Source organism: Actinomadura physcomitrii, from assembly GCF_008923205.2.
In the GTDB taxonomy this organism is placed as follows: domain Bacteria; phylum Actinomycetota; class Actinomycetes; order Streptosporangiales; family Streptosporangiaceae; genus Spirillospora; species Spirillospora physcomitrii.
Genome location: NZ_WBMS02000038.1, coordinates 58891 through 82616, shown reverse-complemented (window position 1 = coordinate 82616; position 23726 = coordinate 58891). Strand labels below are relative to the sequence as shown.

Below are 23726 nucleotides of genomic sequence, written 5' to 3'. Positions count from 1 at the left end.
TCAGCTCTGCTCCTCCGAGACCACAGGCTCCGGCTCGGTCTTCGGCTCGGGCGGAGTCTCGGCCGGCGGCTCCGGTGCCTCCGCGACCGGTGCCGGTTCGTGGCGGACGCCGGCGCGGTGCCCGCCGCGCGTGCCGCGCCTGGCCCGGCGGCCTCGCCGTTCGCGCCGCTCGCGGTTGCGGTCGCCGTCCGGCACGAGGGTGTCGGCGCGCGCGCCCGGCAGCGCGAGGACGGCGACCAGCAGCACGGCCACGCCCTGGACGGCGAGCCAGGCGTGCCGCATGAACATGCCGCGCGTCAGCGTGAACTCGCCGCCGGACGGCGGGACGTCGTAGCCCTGCGCCCATCCGTCGACGGTCCGCGACTTGAGGCCGTGGCCGTTCAGCCGCGCCTCCCAGCCGCCGTCGGCCGGTTCGGCGAGCAGCAGTGTGCGCGCGCCCGTACCGGCGGGGATGCGCACTCGCGCATCGATCTTGCCCGCGCGCAGCGGCGTGATGGCGGAGCCCTGCAGGAGCATCATGCGGGCGGAGTTCGCCTGCAGACGCCACACGGCGAACGATCCCGTGCGGCTGAGGCGCGACAGTTCCGGCGCCGCGTCCAGGACCTTGGTGACGGGGTCGGAGCCGGGATGCGGCACCAGCACGTACTGGACGCCCATACGCGACAGCGCGGGGCCGTCGTCGCCCTCCCGGTTCGCGGCGAGGCCTGCGACCAGCTCGTCCAGGCGCCGCGCGCCGGGCCCGTCCGCGAAGGTCTCGGCCTCGCCGAGCCTCGGCCGGTCGCCGCGCAGCAGCGTGTAGGAGACGCGTCCGGACGGGGCGCCGTGCAGCACGAGGGTGCGCGGCCCGCCCGGCGCCTTGACGAACTCGGGGACGGTGTCCGCGTCGACCGTGCCGAGCGGCCCGCCCGCGCCGTGCGCGATCCACGCGCCCGCCGCGAGCAGCGGCGCCGTCAGCGCGGCGAGGACGACGACCGCGCCGCCCGCCTTGTAGATCAGGTGCTTGCCGGCGAGGACCTCGGTGCCGCGCTGGACGGCGGCGGTCGCGGCCAGCAGCACCCCCGCGCCCGCGAAGACCAGCGCGACGCCGGGCCAGGCGGGCGCCGCGTCCGCGCCCTTGGTGACCGTCGCGGCGCCGGCGAGGATCGCGACGAGCAGCCCGGCGACCGCCAGCAGCCAGCCCGCGAGGACGGCGGTGCGGCGGCCGCGCAGCGGCAGCGCGCAGACGGCGGCGGCGAACAGCCCGGCGAACGTCCACCACACGGGCGTGCCGGGGCCGCCCGGGTTCAGGGCGAGCAGCTCGGTGGCCGACGCGGGGCCGAACGAGCGGTGCAGCCCCGCCTCCAGCAGGAACCGCGACGGATGCAGCAGCAGCCCGGCCGTCCAGGGGAACAGCAGCAGCGGCGGGACGGCCAGCGCGATGACGAGGTTGCGGCGGTCCTGCCCCCTGCGGCGGTCGAACAGCGCCCAGACCAGGCCGCCGCCCGCCAGCGCGAGCGGCCATGCGAGCGGGACGAACGCCGTCGCGACGGTCAGCAGCAGCGCGACCGCCCAGGCCGCGCGTCCGGCGCGCTTGCGCAGCGTGGCGGGGTCGGCGGCGAAGCGCGGCAGCCCGTACATGCGGGCGACCTGCACCGCGATCAGCGGCAGCAGGACGAGGACGACCGCGGTGCCGATCCGGCCGCCCGCGATGGCGCCGGTCGCGGCGGGCAGCAGCGCGTACACGGCGGCGAACCACACGCGGACGGCGGAGACGGGGACGCGGCGGCCGGCGGCGGCGCGGGCGCGGCGGCCGGTCCGCGGCGGCTCCAGCACCAGGATCCGGGACGCGCGGTAGGCGGTGAGCCCGGCGAGCGGGACGCTGCCGAGCAGCAGGACCGCGACCGCGAGCCACGGCTTGCCGAACAGGACCGTCGACAGCAGCGCGAGGAAGCCGACATACGGGGGGCTGCCCGCGCCGGTGCCGAGCCCGACCGGGTGGAAGCCGGACAGGTACTGGTCCCACAGGTCGCTCGCGCCGCCCCACGCGGGCACGAGCGCCCCGCCGCCGAGCCGCGCCGCTCCGGTGATCAGCGACCGTTCCGCCGCGACGGTGACGGCGGCCAGCGCCAGCACCAGCAGCACGCCGGGGCGGGCGAGCAGCCGGCGGATCGGACCGGGCTCGTCGGTGATCTCGTCCTCGGACTCCCGCTCGTGCTCGTGCGCCGCGAAGAACTCCGAGACCGCCTCGGCGCCGCGGCGCAGCACGACCATCCGGGGCTGGAACCGCCGGACGCTGCGGTGCACGCGCGCCCGCCCCTCGGCGCGGACGGCACGGGCCCGCCGCAGCCGGCCCGGATCGCGCAGCACGTCGGCCAGCGCCGCGAGCTCCGCGCGCGCTTCGGCGGGCCGCTTGGTGATCGTCAGGGCGAGCGCGTGCAGCAGCGACGCCCACACGTTGCGGACCAGCGACCGGAGCATGGCGCGGAACGGCTGGTTCGCCAGCAGCGTCCACAGCGCGTTGCGGCGGTCGCGGCGCAGCGGGTGCTCGGACGTCATGCCGATCTCGCGCAGGCCCCGCCGCGCGGCCTCGGCGTGGTACACGACCGCGTCGGTCGCGACGACGACGCGGTGCCCGGCCGCGTGCGCCCGCCAGCAGAAGTCCAGGTCGTCGCGGAAGATGCCGTACTCGACGTCGAACCCGCCGAGCCGGTCCCACACGTCGCGCCGCACCAGCATCCCGGCGCTGGAGACGGCCAGCACGTCGCGGACGCCGTCGTGCTGGCCCTGGTCGAACTCGCGGCGGTCGACGCCGGTCCAGCGGCGCCCGGCACCGTCCACGGACGTGCCGGTCTCGCGCAGCACCCGCCGGTCGGCGAAGTCGCGGATCTTGGGGCCGAGGACGGCGATGCCCGGGTCGGACTCGGCGGTCCGCAGCAGGTGGCCGAGGGCGTCGCGGTCGGGCACGGAGTCGTCGTGCAGCAGCCAGATCCACTCCGTCCGCGCCGGGAGGTCGGTCGGGGTCGGTTGGTTGGGGTAAAGGCGGCCCGGCTCGTCGTCGGGGACCGGGGCGGACGCGGCGTCCTGGCGCAGCGCCTCCGCGACGGCCTCGCCGTAGCCGGTGGTGCGGGGCAGCGTGAGGACGTCGTGCCCGCCGATCACCTCGGCGAGGACGGCGGGGCCGCGGTCGCGGCTCCCGGTGTCCACGGTCACGAGGCGCTGCACGGGCCGCGCCTGCGTCAGCAGCGCCTTGAGCGCCTCGGGCAGCCAGCGCGCGCCGTCATGGGCGACGAGGACGGCCGTGACGACATGGCGATCGAGTGTGGGGGCCAAGGATCGCTCGATCTGTGGGACGACGGTTGTTCCCTGCTGAGAAGACAGCAGCCGTGCCGACCCTCGGGTCGGCACGGCTGCTTACTGTACGCGTGGCCTCGCGAGCACGCTCCGGATCCCCGGGATCCGGGCCCCGGCGCGGCCGCCGCGGGCGTTCCGGAGGGGCTCAGCGCGGCGCCGCTCCCCTTCGGCGCCCGCGAACCGGCCTGCCGGTGACCCGCGGGTCGTGGACGTCAGACGGCTTGGCGCTTCAGCTTGCGGCGTTCGCGTTCGGACAGTCCCCCCCAAATACCGAAACGTTCATCGTGCTGCAGCGCGTACTCCAAGCACTCCGTCCGCACCTCGCATGCCCGGCACACCTTCTTGGCCTCGCGAGTGGAGCCGCCCTTCTCCGGAAAAAACGCCTCCGGGTCCGTCTGCGCGCACAGTGCGCGCTCCTGCCAGCCCATCTCTTCGCCGTCTGTGCCGTGCGCCAGCGGGATGACGACCTCGCTCACAGCGCACCTCCTGCCCGTGGAACCCCCTGGTCAATGCCGTCCTCAAGATCTCTCCCCCGGGAAGGCATTGAAACTACACCGACGAAATTACACGCGTGTAGCGCCCGCCCCGTCAAGCGGAACGAGTTTCCAGGGCGACATAACGGGCTATGTGGTGAACCCCTCGCCGACCCTCAGATGAAGATCAGTCAATCGGCGGGTCAGCGCGGCGGATCACCGCGGACCGGCGCCGGTCACTGCGGCGGCGGGGGCCGGTCGTCGCGGTACCAGTCGCCGCCCTCGTCGGGCCGCTGCTCGCCCTGCGGCTGCCCCGGGTGGGTGCCCTGCGGGCCCGCGCCCTCCTGGCCGGACCCGCCGTAGGCGCGGGTCCACTCGCCCATCTCCTCCTGCTGGTCGGCGGGCTGCTGCGGCTGCTCGCCCCCCTGCGGCTGGGACGGCTGCCCCGGCTGCGGCTGGCCGGGCTGCGGCTGGCCGGGCTGGCCGGGCTGCGGCTGCACCGGCTGGCCGTACTGCTGGTACTGCGGCTGGCCGTACTGCTGCTGCCCGTACTGCTGGGCGTACTGCTGCTGGGCGGCCTGCTGGCCCTCCGCGCCCGGCTGGCCGTACTGCTGGTACTGCTGGTAGCCCTGCTGGCCGTAGCCCGGCTGCCCGTACTGCTGCTGCCCCTGCTGGTAGCCGAAGTCGGGGTAGCCCTGCTGCATCTGCGGCTGCGGGCGGGCCGGCTGCATGGCCTGGAAGACGGTGAAGACGAACCAGGCGCCGACACCGATCACCGCGAGCTTCCCGCCGCCGGCGAGGAACACCGCGAGCTTGCCGAGCGCGCTCACGCCGTCGGCGGCCATCGCGCTCAGCCAGGAGATGACGGCGAACAGCGCGGTGACGCCGAGCACGCCGAGCGCGCCCATGGTGATGGTGCGCGCCTGCGGGGTCGGGGCGCCCCAGGTGCTCAGCAGCACCGCCAGGACGACCAGCCCGACACAGACGATCTGCGTGAACAGGGTGTCCTGGGCGGCCGACAGCGCGCGGTACGTGAAGGAACCGTCACCGCCGAGCAGCAGGATGATGCCCGCGAGCAACTGGACGCCCGCGGAGGCGAGCAGTACCCAGGCGGCCGGTTCGCGCAGGCGCTGGACGGCTTCCTTGTTCACGGTGGCTTCTCCAGACCGAGGCAATCGGATGACACGCAAAGCTTTGCACATCCCACCCGGCCCCGTCTCTGTCCCCCGCGGCACGCCAAACCGCTGGAAAGGCCCGGTTCGCGGACGCGGAACCCGCACCGCGCGTCGAGAACCGCCCATTCGGCGCCCTAGGCTGATCCGCATGAGGATCGTGGCGCTGGCGGGCGGCATCGGGGGCGCCCGCTTCCTGCGCGGGCTCCAGGCCGCCGCCCCCGAGGCGGAGATCACCGTCATCGGCAACACCGGGGACGACATCTCCCTGTTCGGGCTGCGGGTCTGCCCCGACCTGGACACCGTGATGTACACCCTCGGCGGCGGGATCAACGAGGAGCAGGGCTGGGGACGGACGGACGAGACGTTCACCGTCAAGGAGGAGCTGGCCGCCTACGGCGTCGGGCCCGGCTGGTTCGGCCTCGGCGACCGCGACTTCGCCACCCACATCGTCCGGACGCAGATGCTGGCGGCCGGGTACCGGCTGTCGTCGGTGACCGAGGCGCTGTGCGACCGGTGGAAGCCGGGCGTGCGGCTCATCCCGATGACCGACGAGCAGGTCGAGACGCACGTGGTCGTGGACGACCCGGAGCACGGCCGGCGCGCGATCCACTTCCAGGAGTGGTGGGTGCGGCTGCGCGCGTCGCTGCCGGCGCTGTCGATCGCACCGGTCGGCGCCGACGAGGCGAAGCCGGCGCCGGGGGTGCTCAAGGCGATCGAGGAGGCCGACGTGGTGCTGTTCCCGCCGTCCAACCCGGTCGTCAGCATCGGGACGATCCTGGCGGTCCCCGGCATCCGGGAGGCGGTCGCGGCGAACACCGTGGTCGGCGTGTCGCCGATCATCGGCGGCGCCCCGGTGCGCGGGATGGCGGACGCGTGCCTGACCGCGATCGGGGTGGAGACATCGGCGAAGGCGGTGGCCGAGTACTACGGGCTCGGGCTGCTGGACGGCTGGCTGGTCGACGGGGCGGACGGCGACGTGCGGGTGGAGGGCATCGAGGTGCGGTCCCGCCCGCTGCTGATGAGCGACCCGGAGGCCACGGCGGCGATCGCGCGCGCGGCGCTCGACCTGGCCCTCGAACTGAAGAAGGAAGCCCCGTGAACCTGCAGGTGTCCGGCATCCCCGGGCTTCCGGAGGTCGGCGAGGGCGACGACATCGCCGCGCTCGTCCCGGCCGGCCTGGTCGAGGACGGGGACGTCCTCGTCGTCACGTCCAAGATCGTGAGCAAGGCGGAGGGCCGGGTCCTGGTCGCCGGCGACCGGGAGAAGGCGATCGACGCCGAGACGGTGCGGGTGGTCGCGCGGCGCAGGCACGCGCGCGGCGAGACCCGGATCGTGGAGACGCGGCAGGGCCTGGTGCTGGCGGCGGCGGGGGTGGACGCGTCCAACACCGCGCCGGGCACCGTGCTGCTGCTGCCGGAGGACCCCGACGCCTCCGCGCGCCGCATCCGCGCGGGCGTGCGGGAGCGCACGGGCCGGGACGTCGCGGTCATCGTGTCCGACACGCTCGGCCGGCCGTGGCGCACCGGGCTGACGGACGCCGCGATCGGCGTCGCGGGACTCGCGCCGCTCAGCGACCTGCGCGGCACCGACGACAGGTACGGCAACCGGCTCGAGGCGACCGTCACGGCCGTCGCGGACGAGATCGCGGCGGCGGCCGAGCTGGTGAAGGGCAAGCTCGACGGGGTGCCGATCGCGGTGGTGCGCGGGCTGTCACACCTGGTCACGGCCGATGACGGGCCGGGGGCGCGGCAGCTCGTCCGGCCGCCCGCCGAGGACATGTTCCGGTACGGGTCGGCGGACGTCCTGCACGCGCGCCGCACCATCCGCGAGTTCACCGGGGACCCGGTCGACCCGGAGGCGGTGCGCCGCGCGGTCGCCGCCGCGATCACCGCGCCGGCGCCGCACCACACGACGCCGTGGCGGTTCGTCCTGCTGGAGTCGGCGGAGTCGCGGACGCGGCTGCTGGACGCGATGCGCGACGCGTGGGAGGGCGACCTGCGCCGCGACGGGTTCTCCGAGGAGTCGGTCGCGAAGCGGCTGCGCCGCGGCGACGTGCTGCGCCGCGCGCCGTACCTGGTCGTCCCGTGCCTGGTGATGGACGGCTCGCACGACTACCCCGACGCGCGCCGCGCGACCGCGGAGCGCGAGATGTTCGTCGTCGCGGCCGGCGCGGGCGTGGAGAACCTGCTGGTCGCGCTGGCGGTGGAGGGGCTCGGGTCGTGCTGGGTGTCCAGCACGATGTTCTGCCGCGACGTCGTCCGCGAGGCCCTGGACCTGCCCGACGAGTGGGACCCGATGGGCGCCGTCGGCGTCGGCCACCCGGCCGCGCCGCCCCGCGACCGCCCGCAACGGACACCCGACGCCTTCATCGAGGTCCGCTAACCCGCCGCGCCTCAGCGTTTCCAGGAGGAGAGGGCCGCGGCCAGCTCCTTGGACGTGGGGAGGCGGAGGGCGCGCGGCGGGGTCGCGGCGAGGCCGTGGTCGCGGGCGTAGGCGTCGCCGAACGTGCCGTCGGGCGCCCGGAACCCGGCCTGCTGGAGCGCCTCGCGGGCGGACCGCGCGCCGAGCGCGTCGCCGAACGCGGCCGCCGCGTCGCGGTGCCGCCGGTCGCGGGCGGTGACGGCGTACGGGTGGTCGAGCATGAGCGTGCCCTCGTCCGGGACGATCGGGGTGACCGGGTTCGGGCGGTGCGCGCCGTTGTAGGCGACGGCCGCCTGCTCGGTGGTGACGACGAGCGACCGGTCGAGGCGTCCGGCGGTGGTGAGCCCGGTCAGGACGGCGGCCGATCCGCCGGCCGCGTCGTCGGCCGGTGACGGTGCGGCGGCGCGCAGGTCGCCGGCGATGTCGCGGGCCTTCCCGCCGGTCTGCTCGACGGCGAGCATCGCGACCATCCCGCTGAGGCCGACCGCCGGGTCCGCCGCCCTGCGGGCGAGGCCGACGCCGTCCGCCCTGTCCTTGATCAGCAGTTTCCAGCTCATGGCGACGTGGTCGGCGGCGAACTCCCCGGCCACCGGCCGGGTCATGGCGAGCACGACGGGCGTCGCGGCGAGCGGCGTCCCGCCCGCCGGGACGCTCTTGTCGCCCGCGTCGCGGACGATGCCGAGCCACACCGACGACTCCGGCACCCACGCGTCCGCGCGCCGCCGCAGCTCCGGCCGGCGGGCGAACTCGGCGGGCGCGACGGCCGTCACGCGCGCGCGGACGCACCGTCCGCCGACGCGGTGCTCCTCCACGTTGAACCGGGACGCGACGTCGCGCAGCGCGGGCGCGATCTCCGGCTGCGCGGCGACGGCGACGCGCACGGTCCCGCCCGCGCACGACGACGGCCCGGGCAGCAGCCCCAGCGCCCACGCCCCGCCGCCCAGGCCCGTCACGACCAGCAAGGCCGCCGCCCACACCTTCCACCGCACGCGTCAGTCATAACACGCGTTCACTTGTGGCGTGTCGTGGTTATGAAGCGCGCCATAACCACGACACGCCACAACTCAACGGGGGGTGAGGGTGAGGGTGGGGCGGCCGAAGTGGCCTATTCCGTCGGTCTTGCGGGCGGCCTCTCGGCGTTCTGGGGGGACTTCGCCGTAGAGGGTGGTGCGCTGCCTGGCGGGGCGGCCCGCGCGCGCGGCGATCTCTTCGAGCTCGCTGATGGGCTTGAACGAGCCGTTCTCCGACCCGGCCATCCGGCTGATCGTCTCCTCCATCAGCGTCCCGCCGAGGTCGTTGACGCCGCCCTGCAGCACGCGCGTGCACAGCTCGTCGCCGAGCTTCACCCAGGACGTCTGGATGTTGGAGATGGCGCCGTGCAGCAGGATCCGCGACAGCGCGTGGACGGCGACGTTCTCCCGCACGGTCGGCCCCGGCCGGGCGAGGCCCGCCAGGTAGATGGGCGAGTTGTGGTGGACGAACGGCAGCAGCACGAACTCGCTGAACCCGCCGGTCCGCTCCTGGACGGAGCGCAGCAGCTTGAGGTGCGCGACCCAGTGCGCCGGGGTGTCGACGTGCCCGTACATCATCGTGGACGTCGTCGGGATGCCGATCTCGTGGGCGGTGGTGACGACCTCGATCCACTGGTCGGTGGGCAGCTTGCCCTTGGTCAGCACCCACCGGACGTCGTCGTCGAGGATCTCCGCGGCCGTCCCGGGCAGCGAGTCGACGCCCGCCTCCTTCGCCGCCTCCAGCCACTCGCGGATGGACAGGTCGGTGCGGGACGCGCCGTTGACGACCTCCATCGGGCTGTAGGAGTGCAGGTGGATGCCGGGGGCGCGGCGCTTCACCTCGCGGGCGAGGTCGAAGTAGGCGGTGCCGGGCAGGTCCGGGTGGATGCCGCCCTGCATGCAGATCTCGGTGGCGCCCGCCTCCCACGCCTCGTCGACGCGGTCGCCGACCTGCTGGAGCGACAGGGTGTACGCGTCGGCGTCGGTGCGGCGCTGCGCGAACGCGCAGAACCGGCAGCCGGTGTAGCAGACGTTCGTGAAGTTGATGTTGCGGGTGACGACGTAGGTGACGTCGTCGCCGACCGCGTCGCGGCGCAGGTCGTCGGCCAGCTTCGCGAGCGCGTCGAGTTCGGGGCCGTCGGCGTGCAGCAGCGCGAGGGCCTCGTCGTCGGTCAGGCCGGCCGGGTCGCGTTCGGCGGCGGCGAGGGCGGCCTTGACGTCGGCGTCGAACCGCTCAGGGGCGGCTATCCGCTCCTTGAGCGCGTCCCAGTCGCCGTAGACCTCGTCGAAGTCGTCGCGCCGGTCGGACGTGCGGCCGGTCGTGTCGATCTCGGTGTGCAGGTCGGTGCGCCCGGACGCCTCGAACCCGCCGTCCGGCTCCTGCCACGGACGCCCTTCGAGCACGGCGTCCTCGCGGGCGAGGCCGGTCGCCGGGTCGGCCAGCGCGGACACGTGCCCGAGCAGCCGCGGGTCCAGCCACGGCTCGCCGCGCCTGACGTACTCGGGGTAGATCGTGAGGCGTTCGCGCAGCTCGAAGCCCGATTCGGCGGTCCGGGCGGCCAGCTCGTCGATCTGCGGCCAGGGACGCTCGGGGTTCACGTGGTCGGGCGTCAGCGGGGACACCCCGCCCCAGTCGTCAATGCCGGCGCGCAGCATCAGCGAGTACTGGTCGGCGACGAGGTTCGGCGGTGCCTGCACGCGCGCCTTCGGGCCGAGGACGATCCGCGTCACCGCGATCGTCGCGGCCAGCTCCGCCAGCTCGGCGTCGGGCGTGTCGCGCATCCTGGTGTCCGGCTTCGCGCGGAAGTTCTGCACGATCACCTCCTGGATCGCGCCGTACTCGCGCATCGTCCGGCGGATCGCGAAGATCGCGTCGGCGCGCTCCTCGATCGTCTCGCCGATGCCGATGAGGATGCCGGTGGTGAACGGGACGTTCGTGCGGCCGGCGTCCTCCAGCACCCGCAGCCGGACGGCCGGGTCCTTGTCCGGCGACCCGAAGTGCGGGCCGCCGCGCTCGCTGAACAGCCGCGTCGCGGTCGTCTCCAGCATCATGCCCATGGACGGCGCGACCGGCTTGAGCCGCTGGAAGTCGCGCCAGGTCAGCACGCCAGGGTTGAGGTGCGGCAGCAGGCCGGTCTCCTCCAGCACCCGGATCGCCATCGCGCGCACGTACGAGAGCGTGTCGTCGTAGCCGTGCGCGTCGAGCCACTCGCGGGCCTGCTTCCACCGGTCCTCGGGACGGTCCCCGAGCGTGAACAGCGCCTCCTTGCAGCCCATCGCCGCGCCCTGCCGGGCGATGTCGAGGACCTCGTCGGGGCTGAGGTACGGCGCGTCCAGCCGGTGCGGGACGGTCGCGAACGTGCAGTAGCCGCAGCGGTCCCGGCACAGCCGGGTCAGCGGGATGAAGACCTTGCGGCTGTAGGTGATGATCCCGGGACGTCCCGCGGCGGCGAGGCCGGCGTCCCTGGTCCTCGCCGCGTAGGCGAGGAGATCGTCGAGCTGCGGGCCGCGGGCCTGCAGCAGCGTCGTGGCCTCGGACTGGTCGAGCGTCTTCCCGTCACGCGCACGGGCCAAAGCCCGCCTGATCGCGTTCTGCGTGGCCTCCATGCGGGCACTCTATGCCAATCGTCATATTTCGCGCCGCGCCGGGGGCCGAGAGACCGGCAACGACCCACCGATCACCCCATACAGCCCGCGACGTGCGCCGACTATTCCCCCGAGACCACCGCGAGGCGGGATGTAGCGGAACTTAATAAATACCTCTAGAAAGAGTCGCTAGTCCTCAATGTTGGACTGAGTCAAACTATAAGGGCGAGAGGGTCGTCCCCCCGGGCGGAACCACCGCCGCACGGCCCTCACCGAAGGACAGTCCCATGCTGGTCATGCTCGCGATCATCGTCGCGCTCGCCGTCCTCGCGCCCGTCTTCGGCGCCGACACCCGCGACGGCCTCAACTGGACCCCCGGCAACTTCTGGCTCTCCAGGCCTTCCACCCCGCCGCAGAAGGCGCGGAGGACATGGAAGGAGAGGGTCAGAAACTCCGGTAGTCGCGGACGGGAAGACGCGGCCCGCGCCGCGGAGGCCGCGCGCCGGACGATTCCAGCAGCCGGGTGACGCGGTGCCGATGCCCCGCGTACGGCGCCAGCAGCTCCAGCATCCCGTCGTCGTCGACCTTGCGGCCCGCCAGCGCCCAGCCGACCAGGCCGGGCAGGTTGTAGTCGCCGACGGAGACGGCGTCGGGATCGCCCGCCGCCCGCTGCCGGACCTCCGCCGCCGTCCAGACCCCGACGCCCGGCAGCGTCCGCAGCCGGGCCTCGGCCGGGTCGTCCTCCAGCCGGGCGGCGACCCGCGCCGCGCCGATGATGGTGCGGGCCCGGACCGCCTCCAGCCCCGACCGGTGCCACTCCCACGACGGGATCCGGACCCAGACCGCGGGCGGCGGCGGGACCCGCAGCCGCAGCGCGGCGGGCGCGCCCGGCGCCGGCTCGCCGAACCGGCGCAGCAGGTACCCCCAGGCCCGCCACGCCTCCTCGGCGAGGACCTTCTGCTCCATCACCGCCGGGACGAGCGCCTCGAACACCCGGTTCGTCCGGCCGATCCGCAGCCCCGGCCGCAGTAGCGCCTGCCGCCGCACGATCTCATGGTGCGCCTCGAAGCCGGCCGGCTCGTCGGACGCCCCGAGCAGGTCCGGGAGGCCGTCGAGCAGCCACTCGGCGCCCGGCCCCCACGCGCGCCCCTCGACGACGCCTCCGCGACTGCGAATCCGCAGCGTGCCCGGCCCCTCCGGGGTGTAGGACGCGCGCCAGACGGTCCCGTCCCGCTCCACCCGGAACGCCGGATCGTGGTGCCCGCGCCGGTGCGGCCCCAGCGTCGCCCCCACGTCGACGGCGAACGACGGCGCCCACTCCCGCCGCAGCCCCTCGGCGGCACGTCCCGGCAGCGGCCCGGACGCGACGCCCGCCGGGCCGTCAGGCATCGGTGGAGAAGCGGACCGCGGTGGGCGGGAGCTCGATGCCCGGCCAGACGCGCAGCCCGCAGCACAGCTCGTTGCCCGGTCCGACCACCGCGCCGTCACCGAGGATGACGCCGTCCAGGACCGCTCCGGGACCGACGCGCGCGCCGCGGCTCAGCACCGAGTCGCGGACGGTCGCGCCCTCCGCGACGAACGCGTCGTCCAGCAGGACGCTGCCGATGACGGTGGCGCCCGCCTCGACCACGGCGCCGCGCCCGACCGTCGTGCCGCCGCGCACCACCGCGCCCGGCGACACCGTCGAACCGGCGAGGGTGAGGCGCTCGCCCGGACCGCCCGGCATCGCCGGCGAGTCGATCCTGCCGAGGACGAGGTCGCAGGAGCCGCGGACGAACGCCTCCGGAGTGCCGACGTCCAGCCAGTAGCCCGACTCGACGTGGCCCATCACGACGGCGCCGGACGAGATGAGGGCCGGGAACGTCTCGCGCTCGACGGAGACGACCTCGTCCTCGGGGATCGTGTCGATCGCCGACCGGCGGAACACGTAGCAGCCCGCGTTGATCTGGTTCGTCACCGGATGGGACGTCTTCTCCAGGAACGCGGTGACGCGTCCCGCGCCCTCGGTCGGGACGCAGCCGAACCGGGTCGGGTCGTCGACTTCGGTGAGGTGCAGCGTCACCTCCGCGCCGGCGTCCTCGTGCAGCTTCACCTGGGCGCGCATGTCGTGGCCGGAGAGGATGTCGCCGTTGAGGATCAGCACGGGGTCGTCCGGGCCGCAGTCCAGCGCGCGCGCCGCGTTGCGGATCGCGCCTCCGGTGCCGAGCGGCTGCGACTCGCTGACGTAGACGAGGTCGACGCCGTACGCGTGCGGGCCGAACGCCGCCTCGAACATCTCCGCCCGGTAGGACGTCGCGAACACGATGCGCTCGACGCCGGCGGCGTGCGCGCGCGCCAGCTGGTGCGCCAGGAACGCGACGCCGGCCGTGGGCAGCAGCGGCTTCGGGGTGGAGATCGTCAACGGGCGCAGGCGCGTGCCCTGGCCTCCCACCAGGAGGATCGCTTCCACTCGGCTCCTTTCTCCACCACGGCCGTGGTGACGAAGCCTAGTGGGTTGCGGACGCGGGACCGCGACCGTGCGAGGCCTCGTGCTGGCGGATGGCCCGCTCGTAGGACGCCAGGTGCGCCTCCGCCGACGCGGTCCAGGTGAACTCCAGCGAGCGCGAGTACGCGGCCTCCGCCAGCCCGGCGCGGCGCGCCGGGTCGCCGCTCAGCGCGGTCAGCGCCGACGCGATGCCCTCCGGGTCCGGCTCGGTGTAGGCGACCGCGTCGCCGCCGACCTCCGGCAGCGGGCCCCGGCGTGTCGTCAGCACGGGCGCGCCGCACGCCATCGCCTCCAGCACCGGCAGCCCGAACCCCTCGCCGCGGCTCGGCAGCGCCACCACCAGCGCGCCGCCGAAGAACCCGGGCAGCGACGGCCACGGCAGGTACCCGGGGCGCAGCACCCGCAGCCGTGGCGGCACCGTCGCCATCGCCGCGTCGACCTCGTCGTCCCAGCCCGCGCCGCCGGCGAGGACCAGCGCGGGCGGGTCCTCCAGGCCGGAGCAGGCCCGCACCCAGCCGCGGATCAGGTTCGGCACGTTCTTGCGCGGCTCCAGCGCGCCCAGGTAGGCGACGTACGGGCGGCCGTGCAGGCCGAGCCGGTCGGAGACCTGCTTCACCTCGGCCTCGGACGGCCGGTGGAACACCTCGTGGTCGACGCCGTGGTACGCCACGTCGATGTGCTCGGGATCGGCGCCCAGGATCCGGACCAGCTCGTCCCGCGTCGCCCGCGACGGGACGATCAGCCGGGTCGCGCGGCGCGCCGCGGTCCGGGTCGCCGACTTGACGTAGGTGGTGCGGACCGGGTCGTGCACCTCCGGCTCCGCGAACAGCGTCACGTCGTGGATGGTCACCACCGTCGGCCGGACGGCGCTGACCGGCATCGTGTACGTCGGCAGGTGGATCACGTCGGCGGCGACGCGGTCGGCGACGTGCGGCAGGCCGGTCTGCTCCCACGCCAGCCGGGTCGCGCGGTGCGCCAGCGCCGCCGGGCCCGCGACGATCCGGGCCCCGGGCGCGAGCTGGCCGTACCGCTTCTCGTCCGCGCGCTGGCACGCGACCGCGAGGTCGGCGTCGAGCGCGTGCAGGGCCGACAGCAGGCCGTCCACGTACCGTCCGAGCCCGCCCCTGTCGGCGGGTACCGAGGTGGCGTCGAGCAGGATCCGAGGCGCCACGGTCCACTCCCCCATTCCGGCGCATCCGCCGTAGTGGCGTAGATCACTCTTTACCGTCCGAGCCTACGCCCGCGACCGTGCCGGGCGCGCGACCTCCGCGCCCCTCGCCGCCGCGAGTCATGGTGAGGCCCTACCCGAGCCCCCGGGCCCCTACCTTTCACCGGGGCCCGTCCCCGCACCTATCTCTTGCGCGCGTGCACCAGCACGATGCTGCCCTGCCGGTTCGGCGCGCTCCGGTCGGCGAGGGCGACCAGCGGAGCCAGCGGGGCCGCCGCGTTGAAGCCGACCTTCCCGCCGTAGGTCGACAGCGACAGGTACAGGCGCTCGGTCGCGGCCGTCCTGAACTGGTAGGAGTGCCGCACCAGGTCGAGGCCGCGCTCGTCCATCAGCTTGCGCAGGCTCTCGTGGGTGTAGGTGTGCTGGACGTGGTACTTCGCCTTGTGCGCGTCCCGCAGCTTCGGCCATTCGTCCGCGCGGCTCAGCACGTCGGCGGACATGAAGATCTCACCGCCGGGCTTCAGCACCCGCGCCATCTCGTCCAGCGACCTCCCGCCGTCGTCGAAGTGCTCGATCGCGCACACCGACAGGACCGCGTCGAAGGCGGCGTCGCCGAACGGCAGCCGCAGCGCGTCGCACTCGATCAGCGCGGGCGCGTCGGCGAGCGTCCGGCCGTACACCATCTTGCTGCGGGCCAGGTCGATCGAGACGGCATGGGCGCCGCGGCGGCGCGCCCGCCCCGCCCAGTAGCCGTCGCCGCCCGCGACGTCGAGGACCCGCTTGCCGCGCAGGTCCCGTCCCATCCAGGACAGCAGCGTCCCCGCCTCGCGGTACCGGCACACGTGCACCTGGTGCCCCATGAAGGCGACCACATCGGAGAGTTTCATCGCCCCCAACTGTAGGGCGCGGCGGGCGGCGGCGCGGCCGAAGCGGCACCGCCCGCGCCGCGGCACGCCGCGATCCGGGTTCGCCTACGCTGGGCGGGTGAACTTCAAGGTCGTCGCCATGCGGGTCCTGCGCGTGCTGCTGGTGCTGCTCGCGCTCGGGTTCTGCGCCTACAGCGTCATCCACCAGTGGGACGCGACGACCAGGGCGTTCCGGGAGATGTCCTGGCCCACGCTCGCCGGCGCGCTCGTCACGGGCCTGGCCGGGCTGTTCGCCTGGACGCTCGGATGGCGGACGTTCCTCGGCGGCCTCGGCTCGCCCCTGCCGCTGAAGGTCGCCTACCGGATCTCGGCGGTGTCCCAGCTCGGCAAGTACGTGCCGGGCAAGGTGTGGGCGCTCGTCACCCAGATCGAGATGGCCCGCGAGCACAAGGTGCCCGCCGAGCGCAGCTTCGGCTCGACGCTGCTGGCCGTGGCGACCTCGACCGCGTGCGGGCTCGCCGTGGCGGCGGTGACGCTGCCGCTGACGTCGGCGGCGGCGCGCCGCGAGTACTGGTGGCTGTTCCTGCTCGCCCCGTTCATGCTCGCGGCGCTGCACCCGAAGGTCGTGACCTGGGCGCTGGGCATCATGCTGAAGCTCGTCCGGCGGCCGGCGCTGGAGCATCCGGTCAGCCTCGGCGTGACGCTGCGGGCCGTCGGCTGGACGGTCCTCGGCTGGGCGCTGTTCGGCGTGCACACCTGGCTGCTGTGCCTGGCCGTCGGCGGCGACGGCCCCGGGCTGCCGTTCCTCGCGACCGGCGCCTACGCGCTCGCGTTCGTCGCCGGCTTCCTCGTCTTCATCGCGCCCGGCGGCATCGGCGCGCGGGAGGCCGCGCTGACGGTGGTGCTGACGCCGGTGCTGCCGGCGGGCGCGCCGGTCGTGGTCGCGATCGCGTCCCGCGTCGTGCTGACGGTCGCCGACCTCGTCAACGCCGGCGCCGGCCTCCTGCTCGGCCGCTCCGCCCGCCGCCACCGCGCGCAGGCCGCGCCGCCGGCGGACGAGGGCGGGAATGAAGCCGGCCGCCACGCGCTTGTCAGGGGTACCAAGCCTACGAAGGAGTGACCGTGACGGCCCCCATCAGCGTGACCGACGCCACGTTCGCCGAGGAAGTCCTGGACAGCGACGTGCCGGTGCTCGTCGACTTCTGGGCGGACTGGTGCGGCCCCTGCCGCATGATCGCCCCCGTCCTGGACCAGATCGCGGCCGAGCAGGACGGCCGGATCAAGATCGCCAAGCTGGACTACGACGCCAACCCGCAGACCCCGCAGAAGTACGGGGTGCTGGGCCTGCCGACGCTGCTGCTGCTCAAGAACGGCGAGGTCGTCGAGCAGATCACCGGCGCCAAGCCGAAGCGGGCGCTGCTGAAGGTCATCGAGCCGCACCTGTGAGCGCGGTGAGCGCCTCCAGGTAGGCGGCCCAGACCGGGCCGTGGTCGACCGGGCGGACGCCGGAGCGCAGGCGCTCCGGCTCCCCCGGCGCGTAGAACCGGGTGATGGCCTCCGCCAGGCCCGGCACGTCGCCGGGAGGGCAGATCAGCCCGTCGACGCCGTCGCGGACCTGCTCGGCGAACGCGCCGACGTCCGTCGCGATCACCGGGAGGCCGTGCTCGTAGGCCATCCACACGTTCTGCGACGCGGTGGCCGTCCGGTACGGCAGGACGAGCGCGTCCGCGGCGGCGAACAGGCCGGGGACGTCCGCGGCGGGCACGTAGCCGGGCCGCAGGTCCACCCGGGACGCCAGGTCGAGCGACCGGATCAGCTCGCGGGTCTCGTCGAGGCCGCCCCAGAACTCGCCGGCGACGGTCAGCGCGACGTCGCCGGGGCCCTCGGCGAGCGCGCGCAGCAGCACGTCCAGGCCCTTGTACGGCCGGACGATCCCCCAGAACAGCAGCCGCCGCCGCACCTTGCCGCCATCGGCGGGCGCACCGCCGGACGCGGGCAGGTGCGCGGGCATCTCCGCGACGCGGACGGGACGCGGCGCCAGCCCCCGCGCCAGTTCCGCCTGCGCCTCCGAATGGACGAGGACGCCGTCGGCCTTGCGCAGCAGCCGCTTCATCAGCGGCTCGTCGTAGGCCTTGCGCTCGTGCGGCAGCACGTTGTGGCACAGCGCCACGACGGGCGTCCGGCGCCGCAGACCGGCGAGTATGCCCAGGTAGGACGGCACCTGGACGGGGCTCAGCACCGCGAGGACGACCAGGTCGTGCGCGCGCAGGGCGCGGCCGGTGCGGTACCAGCCGTCGGGGCGGCGCCAGTCGAGGCGGCGCCGGGTGCCGGGGAACGGCTCGCCCTCCGGCTCGGAGATCGTCTGCTGCCCCGGGTAGAGGAAGCCGGGGTACTGGGCGCGCCACGACTCGATGGCGACGTCGTGCCCGGCGGCGGCGAGCCGCCGCGCCAGCTCGGTGGTGTGGTGGGCGCCGCCCCCCTTGTACGGGAAGGCGGGGCCGACGATCGCGATCCGCACTAGACGTCGCCGCGCGATCGGACGATCAGGTCGGCCAGCAGCGCCAGCGAGGCGATGATCAACCCCGTCACGAAGATCATGATGGTGTTGTTGGCGAAGTAGCCGAAGTGCACCGCCATGTCGAACACGCCCTTGAGCAGCCCGATCCCGATCAGCCAGAGGGCGAGCGGCATCAGCACCTTGAGCGGGTTGAAGTACATCACCATCCGCAGCACCTGCAGGATGTAGCGGTAGGCGTCCTTGGTGAAGTGGAACTTCGACTTGCCGGCCCGCTTGGCGTACTCGATCGGCAGGTAGTGCACGGGGTGCTGGTTCGACAGGAACGCGATCGTGATCGTGGTGACGCAGGAGAACCCGGGCGGCAGCAGCCGCAGGTAGGGCAGGGACACCTCGCGGCGGAACGCGCGCAGCCCGGAGTTCAGGTCGGGGATCTTGGAGTTGGTGAGCCGCTCGGCGACCTTGCGGATGAACCACTTCGCGGGGACGCGCAGCAGCTTGTGCGTGCCCTCCTCGGTGGTCCGCGCCCCGACGACCTGGTCGATGGACGGGTCGCCGTCGAGCAGGTCGACGAGGTCGGGGATCCGCTCGTTCGGGTACGACATGTCGGCGTCGGTCCACACGACGATGTCGCCGCGGGCCTGCTGGGAGCCGATCCGCCGGACCGTCCCGGACCCGCTGTTGTGCTGGAACGCCATGACCCGCATGTGCGGGAAGCGGGGCGCCGCCTCCTCCAGCCGGGCGAGCGTCGCGTCGGTGGAGCAGTCGTCGACCGCCAGCAGCTCGTAGCTCTTGCCGCTGTTGTCCATGGCCTTCGTGATCCGCTCGACCTCGTCGATCACGTGGTCCTGCTCGTTGTAGCAGGGCAGGACGATGGTCACGTGGACAGGCGCGGCATCGCTCACGGGGTCGCTCGGCTCGGCGGCTTCGGGTGCGGGCCGCTGCGCGGGCTCGGCGGGCTGGGTACTCACGCACGGCGAGAATACTCGCAACGGCGCGCCCCGGCCGACTCACCGGCCGACACGGAACATGGACGCCGCGTGCGAGCGCCCCGGCGGGGCGGCGTCAGGGGGCCGTCGGCTCGGCGATCCACACGTCGATGGCGAGGCCCCAGGACCCGCCCGGCGGTTCGTCGAGCGTGCGGCCGTCCTGCCGGGTGCGCAGCCGCATGATCTGGCGCGGGCGGCCGTAGGGCGCCACCTGCTCCGGCTTCGACCCCATGACCACCGGACGCCGCCCGGCACCGTCGATCTTCCCGATGACGCGGCGGACGTCGGACTGCTCGGCGAACGTGGCGGCCCGCGCGGCCGGCAGCCCGCACATCCCGCGCAGGACCTGCAGGAACCGGTCGGCCGTCCCGACCTCGACGACGACGACGGAGCGGCCGGGCCCGAGCCGGTCGCACATCGCGTTCACGGCGCCGACCTCCTTCTGGTCGGTCCGTCCCACCATGTACGCGGCCGAGGTGATGACGATCGGCACCAGCATCAGCGCGACGCCGATCACCGCGGTCGCCCGCACGACCTTGCGGGAGTAGCCGATCCGCCGCAGCCGCTTGGTGATCCACGCCGCCGCGAACACCGTGAAAAGCAGCAGCCCGGGGATGACCAGCCCGATCAGCCGGCGGGACGCCCACGGGTGATCGGGGGTGATGCCGGGCCTGACCAGCACCTGGACGGTCGTCCACACGATGACCGCGTACGGCAGCAGCCACTCCGGCGACTGGCGGCGCATCAGCCGCCGTACCAGCAGCGCCGCGCCGAACGTGGCGAGCAGCAGCGCGGGGATGCCGATGTACCAGACGACCCAGTACAGCGACAGCTCCGAGTACTGCCGGGTGCCGTCGAGCGGCAACCGGTCGATCTTCTGGACGGCCTCGATGAACTGGGCGTTCAGCCGGTCGTCGGTGTTGGTCGGGACGCGGCGGACGGTCTGCACGAGCGGCCGGACGGCGAACCCGACCATGACCAGCGCGGTGAGGATCGCGGCGGCGCCGGGCAGCCGACCGCGCCCGGCCGCCGCCCCGGCCGCCCGCAGCCGGCGGCCGGTGGCGTTCCAGCGCAGGAGGACGACCATCAGCGCCGTCGCGGCCACGATCGCGCCGGAGATCACCAGCAGCGGGTCGAGCGAGGCGTGCAGGTAGTCCAGGTACGGGCGGGACTTGAGGTAGCCCTCGGCGAGCCCGGCGGCCGCGCCGAGGGCGAGCCCGCCGGCGAGGGCGTAGCCGGTGCGGCGCCGCCGCGCGACGAGCAGCCCGGCGTACACCACGGCGGGCAGGATGTCGCGGATCCCGTCGATCCGGACGAGCACGATCAGCCCGAGCGCGAGGCCGCCGAGGAACGCCTTCACCAGGGCACTGCGCGGACGCTCGGTCCGGGCGTCGTGCAGCAGCGACAGCCCGCCGAGCAGCAGGATCAGAGCGGGCGGCTCGCTGAAGGTGGACCGCGACACCCACAGCATCGGCAGGGTCAGCGCCAGCAGGAGCGCCGCGGCGGGCGCCCAGCGGGGGCCGACGAGCCGCGCGGCGAGCCCGCCGAACGCCAGCACGCTGCAGGCGCCGAGCAGCGGCGCCATCAGCAGCATCCCGTGCGTGCCGCCCGCCCAGCCGCCGAGCGCGAGAATCATCGGCAGGCCCGCCATGAACTGCGGGACGACCGAGCCGCCGTGCGCGTAGAAGGCGGGGCTGTCGAACCTGAGCACGGGGTCGCCGCCGCCGAACGCCCCGCGCAGCTCCGGGATCGGCAGCGAGCCGTGGTCCGTCAGCCAGGTCGCGAACTGCACGTAGGAGGCGGGGTCGCGGCGGACGATGATCTGCTCGGAGCACATCAGCGCCTCGAACACCAGGAACGCGGCGGCGACCGCGACCACCCCGGCCGCCGACCACCACGGCGCGGGGCCGAGCGGCCCGTCGCGTCCGGCGTCGTCGTCGCGGGGGCGCCGCCGCAGGCCGAGCCAGAGCGCCGCCGCGCCGACCGGCACCCACAGCGCGATCGCCGGGCCCGGCCGGAACACCCCGCCCATCAGCAGCGGAAGCGCCACCGCGAGCCAGGCCGCGACGAGCAGCGCCGGGGCCACGGTGGTCCGGGCGAGCAGCCGACCCGCGTTCATGCACCCGCCCCGCGCTCGTCCGATCCGTGGTCATCCATCGGTGCGGAGCGTAGCGGGAACGGCCGGTCGGCGAGTCCCGGCCGGTCACGGGGCTCTACGCTCGCCCCATGAGCCACCGCGAACCCGCCGTGCCCGGACCCGCCGATCTGCTGCGCCTGCGGCTGGCCGGCGACCCGTCCCGCCCGCTCGTCACCTACTACGACGACCGTGTTCGCCCCGACCAACCGACCCCGACCGACCTCCCGGGCGCCGAGCGCGTCGAGCTGTCGGCCCGGACGTTCGACAACTGGGTGGCCAAGACCGCGAACTTCCTGGTGGACGGGCTGGCGGCGGAACCGGGCGGGCGCGTCGTGCTGGCGCTGCCGCCGCACTGGCAGACCGCGGTGTGGCTGATGGCCTGCTGGTCGGCGGGGCTCGTGGCCGAGCCGGTCGACCCGGCGACGGTGCTGGAGCGCGCGGCGGCCGGGTCCGAACCGCTCGGGGCGTCCGGGCCGTACCTCCTGGCGGCGGCCGAGGAGGTGCTGGACGTGGTGCTCGCGGACCCGGGCGTGGACGCCGAGGCGGAGGAGATCGTCGGGCTCTCGCTGCACCCGCTCGGCGGGCCGCTCGCCGACTGCCCGGTGGGCGTCACCGACTACGCGGCGGAGGTCCGCTCGTACGGCGACCGGTTCGCGGCGGGCCCCGAGGTGAGCCCCGATCTGCCCGCCCTCACTGTGACAAAGACCACACTGACCGGCGCGGAGCTGGTCGCGGAGGCCCGCGCGGCCGCCGCGAAATGGGAGCTGGACGCGGACGCGCGGCTGCTCACCGATCTGCCGTTCACGACCCTCGACGGGGTTATGGCCGGCCTGGTCGCACCACTAGCCTCGGGTGCTTCCGTCATAATCCAACGAAACTTCGACAAAGCCGCCCTAGACCGACGCGTGACCTTGGAGCATGTGACGGCGGTGGCCGGAGTGCCAGGATGGAAAGACGCATCCGGGTCCGTGCGCCGGCTCGCCTGACCTACGCTCTCTTTGCCCGCGCTTTGTCAACCGAGCCACGGCCAGCACCGTCACAGCACTACAGGACAGAGTCAGCAGAACAGACCGTTCCAGCAGAGCAGACCAAGCCGACCGACCCCCTGAAAGCGGGCCGCGCCCCCGGACACGGAGCCGATGAACAGCAACCCGATGTACATGGAGTACGTCGACGACGCCGATCCGCAGCCGGCGCATCGTCGACGCGGCTGGCGCATCCTCGGCTGGGTGTGCGTCGGAATGTCGGCGGTCATGGTGGCCGGCTCCCTCACCGCCTACGGCCTGTACCGCAGCGCGATGGGCAACATCAACCACGAGGACGTCAACTCGGCGATCGGCCCCAACCGGCCGAAGAAGCTGAACAGCGCGATGAACATCCTCCTGCTGGGGTCCGACACCCGCGCCGGTGCCAACGCCAGCTACGGCCGGTCGCTGAAGAACGACCCGCCGCGCTCGGACACGATGATCCTGCTGCACCTGTCCCCCGGCGGCAGCCAGGCGATGGGCATCAGCTTCCCCCGCGACCTGATCGTGCACATCCCGCCGTGCAAGACGCACGCGGGCGGCATGTCGGCGGACCAGCCGAAGGCGCAGATCAACTCCTCGTTCACGATCGGCGGCGCGGCCTGCGTCATCAAGACGATCGAGGGCCTGTCCGACATCCGCATCGACCACTTCATGCAGGTCGACTTCACCGGGTTCAAGGCCATCACGAGCGCGATCGGCGGCGTCCCGGTCTGCCTGCCGAAGGACGTGAACGACCCCAAGTCCAAGCTGCACCTGTCCCGCGGCAGGCACGTCATCAAGGGCGACACCGCCCTGGCGTACGTGCGCGTCCGGCACGGCCTCGGTGACGGCTCCGACCTCGACCGCATCAAGCGGCAGCAGAAGTTCATGGGCGCGCTGGCGAACAAGGCCATGAGCGCCGGGGTGCTGAGCAACCCGACCAAGCTGATCCCGCTGATGAACGCGGCGACCAAGTCGCTCACCACCGACAAGGAGCTGACCCCGCAGGTCATGCTGAAGATCGCCCAGGGCATGCAGGGCATGACCTCGGGCAAGCTGCGCTTCGTCACCACGCCCAACGGCCCCGACCCGGCCGACCCGAACCGGGTCGTGCTGACCTCGGCCGCGCAGCCGTTCTTCGCGGCGGTCCGCAACGACAAGACGGTGCCGACCGAGTCCAAGTCGGCCGCCCCCAAGATCCAGCCCGAGCAGGTGCGGGTGCGGGTCTACAACGGCAGCGGCATCGCCGGGCAGGCCAGCCGCGTCGCCTCCGACCTGGAGGCGCAGGGCTTCCAGGTGTCGGTCGGCGGCAACGCCTCCCGGACGAGCACCACCAAGGTGCTGTACGGTGCCGGGGCGGACCAGCAGGCGCAGACGCTCACCGCGCTGATCCCGAGCAAGCCGGCTCCGACGGCCCGCACCACGGGCGCGAAGCCGGGCGTGGTCGACCTGGTCGTCGGCTCGAACTGGACGGCCCTGAAGAACGCCAAGGGGGGCATCCCCAAGCAGCAGGGCGAGATCCGCGCCAACGACGACATCTGCAAGGGGGCTTGAACCGGCAGGC

The 23726-nt window shown here is 73.9% G+C and carries 18 protein-coding genes; 6 read left to right on the top strand and 12 right to left on the bottom strand.

All coding sequences use genetic code 11. From position 1 onward, the window contains the following. From F8568_RS35125 to F8568_RS35115, 3 genes are all read right to left on the bottom strand, one after another. Entirely contained in the window at window positions 1–3309 is a 3309-nt protein-coding gene (locus F8568_RS35125) for a glycosyltransferase (RefSeq protein WP_151590154.1), read from the bottom strand. A gap of 233 nt (window positions 3310–3542) precedes the next feature. After that, a complete protein-coding gene (locus F8568_RS35120) occupies window positions 3543–3758 on the bottom strand; it encodes a WhiB family transcriptional regulator (RefSeq protein ID WP_171064042.1) in 216 nt (71 codons plus the stop codon). Between the two features lie 281 nt (window positions 3759–4039). Next, on the bottom strand, window positions 4040–4954 hold the full coding sequence (locus F8568_RS35115; RefSeq protein ID WP_160573455.1) for a hypothetical protein: 915 nt from the start codon (window positions 4952–4954) through the stop codon (window positions 4040–4042). Between the two features lie 172 nt (window positions 4955–5126). On the opposite strand from F8568_RS35115, the gene cofD reads away from it, so the two are divergent. Both cofD and F8568_RS35105 read left to right on the top strand, forming a co-directional pair. Next, window positions 5127–6077 (top strand): 2-phospho-L-lactate transferase, encoded by a 951-nt coding sequence (gene cofD / locus F8568_RS35110; RefSeq protein ID WP_160573456.1) that lies wholly within the window; start codon window positions 5127–5129, stop codon window positions 6075–6077. Then, a complete protein-coding gene (locus tag F8568_RS35105; RefSeq protein ID WP_328600662.1) occupies window positions 6074–7360 on the top strand; it encodes a coenzyme F420-0:L-glutamate ligase in 1287 nt (428 codons plus the stop codon). The genes cofD and F8568_RS35105 overlap by 4 nt, the downstream gene beginning before the upstream one ends. An 11-nt stretch (window positions 7361–7371) precedes the next feature. On the opposite strand, the gene F8568_RS35100 is transcribed toward F8568_RS35105, so the two are convergent. The 6 genes from F8568_RS35100 to F8568_RS35075 form a co-directional block, all read right to left on the bottom strand. Then, entirely contained in the window at window positions 7372–8388 is a 1017-nt protein-coding gene (locus F8568_RS35100; protein ID WP_151590158.1) for a substrate-binding domain-containing protein, read from the bottom strand. A 75-nt stretch (window positions 8389–8463) separates the two neighbouring features. Beyond that, window positions 8464–11016, bottom strand: a complete 2553-nt coding sequence (locus F8568_RS35095) for a bifunctional FO biosynthesis protein CofGH (protein WP_151597967.1) — start codon at window positions 11014–11016, stop codon at window positions 8464–8466. A gap of 423 nt (window positions 11017–11439) precedes the next feature. After that, window positions 11440–12384, bottom strand: coding sequence for a DNA-3-methyladenine glycosylase family protein (locus tag F8568_RS35090; RefSeq protein WP_151597966.1), 945 nt, complete (start codon window positions 12382–12384; stop codon window positions 11440–11442). Beyond that, window positions 12377–13444 (bottom strand): mannose-1-phosphate guanylyltransferase, encoded by a 1068-nt coding sequence (gene manB, locus F8568_RS35085; protein ID WP_151597965.1) that lies wholly within the window; start codon window positions 13442–13444, stop codon window positions 12377–12379. Before manB ends, F8568_RS35090 begins: the two co-directional genes overlap by 8 nt. Window positions 13445–13481: 37 nt before the next feature. Then, on the bottom strand, window positions 13482–14651 hold the full coding sequence (locus F8568_RS35080) for a glycosyltransferase family 4 protein (protein ID WP_151597964.1): 1170 nt from the start codon (window positions 14649–14651) through the stop codon (window positions 13482–13484). 179 nt (window positions 14652–14830) lie between these two features. Next, window positions 14831–15535 (bottom strand): class I SAM-dependent methyltransferase, encoded by a 705-nt coding sequence (locus F8568_RS35075; RefSeq protein WP_151597963.1) that lies wholly within the window; start codon window positions 15533–15535, stop codon window positions 14831–14833. 97 nt (window positions 15536–15632) lie between these two features. Here F8568_RS35075 and F8568_RS35070 point away from each other — a divergent pair, with 97 nt between their 5' ends. Further along, a complete protein-coding gene (locus tag F8568_RS35070; RefSeq protein WP_328601162.1) occupies window positions 15633–16634 on the top strand; it encodes a lysylphosphatidylglycerol synthase transmembrane domain-containing protein in 1002 nt (333 codons plus the stop codon). Between the two features lie 2 nt (window positions 16635–16636). Continuing rightward, window positions 16637–16960, top strand: coding sequence for a thioredoxin (gene trxA, locus F8568_RS35065; protein ID WP_151597962.1), 324 nt, complete (start codon window positions 16637–16639; stop codon window positions 16958–16960). Here trxA and F8568_RS35060 read toward each other — a convergent pair. The 3 genes from F8568_RS35060 to F8568_RS35050 all read right to left on the bottom strand — a co-directional run bounded on the left by F8568_RS35060 (window position 16941) and on the right by F8568_RS35050 (window position 21137). Then, window positions 16941–18032 carry a glycosyltransferase family 4 protein gene (locus F8568_RS35060; protein ID WP_151597961.1) on the bottom strand — a complete coding sequence of 364 codons (1092 nt, stop codon included), beginning with the start codon at window positions 18030–18032 and terminating at the stop codon, window positions 16941–16943. The two genes, trxA and F8568_RS35060, sit on opposite strands and share 20 nt — an antisense overlap. After that, window positions 18032–18934 (bottom strand): glycosyltransferase family 2 protein, encoded by a 903-nt coding sequence (locus tag F8568_RS35055; protein ID WP_328601163.1) that lies wholly within the window; start codon window positions 18932–18934, stop codon window positions 18032–18034. The genes F8568_RS35060 and F8568_RS35055 overlap by 1 nt, the downstream gene beginning before the upstream one ends. A gap of 160 nt (window positions 18935–19094) precedes the next feature. Continuing rightward, entirely contained in the window at window positions 19095–21137 is a 2043-nt protein-coding gene (locus tag F8568_RS35050; RefSeq protein WP_151597959.1) for a hypothetical protein, read from the bottom strand. A 107-nt stretch (window positions 21138–21244) separates the two neighbouring features. Here F8568_RS35050 and F8568_RS35045 point away from each other — a divergent pair, with 107 nt between their 5' ends. Continuing rightward, window positions 21245–22141, top strand: coding sequence for a TIGR03089 family protein (locus F8568_RS35045; RefSeq protein ID WP_151597958.1), 897 nt, complete (start codon window positions 21245–21247; stop codon window positions 22139–22141). A 153-nt stretch (window positions 22142–22294) separates the two neighbouring features. Continuing rightward, window positions 22295–23716 carry an LCP family protein gene (locus F8568_RS35040; RefSeq protein WP_151597957.1) on the top strand — a complete coding sequence of 474 codons (1422 nt, stop codon included), beginning with the start codon at window positions 22295–22297 and terminating at the stop codon, window positions 23714–23716. The last annotated feature ends 10 nt before the right edge of the window (window positions 23717–23726 follow it).